Annotated in this window: 2 protein-coding genes; both read left to right on the top strand. The window is 47.1% G+C overall.

What is annotated here, in order from left to right:
* Positions 1–133 (top strand): His/Gly/Thr/Pro-type tRNA ligase C-terminal domain-containing protein (locus B4F08_RS17260; RefSeq protein WP_414632464.1); only part of this gene is annotated, 133 nt, incomplete at its 5' end.
* 5 nt (positions 134–138) lie between these two features.
* The coding region (infC, locus tag B4F08_RS07755) for a translation initiation factor IF-3 (protein WP_291374033.1) at positions 139–348 on the top strand (210 nt) is incomplete at its 3' end.

The raw sequence follows: 348 nt of genomic DNA on the forward strand, positions 1-348 counted from the left end.
CCGTGAGGTAGAGGAAGGTACAGTAAATGTCCGTACCCGCTCTGGGAAAAATTTGGGTACTATGTCAATCGACGCTTTCGTTGACTTAGTAAAAGCAGCCGTTGCCGAACGCGGCCGGTACATTGTGGAGTAACAGCGATTAAACAGCCTGACCGTAATCAACAGGGCGGTAACAAATCAAACCGTCCTGCGTTGAATGATGAAATTCGTGCGAAAGAAGTCCGTCTTGTAGACGAAAATGGTGAGCAAAAAGGTATTGTTAGCTTGGCAGAAGCATTACGCGCTGCTGAAAGTGTTGAGCTTGATCTTGTTGAGATCGTAGCCAACGCTGAACCGCCTGTTTGTAAA

This window comes from Acinetobacter sp. UBA6720, assembly GCF_002454215.1.
GTDB lineage: Bacteria > Pseudomonadota > Gammaproteobacteria > Pseudomonadales > Moraxellaceae > Acinetobacter.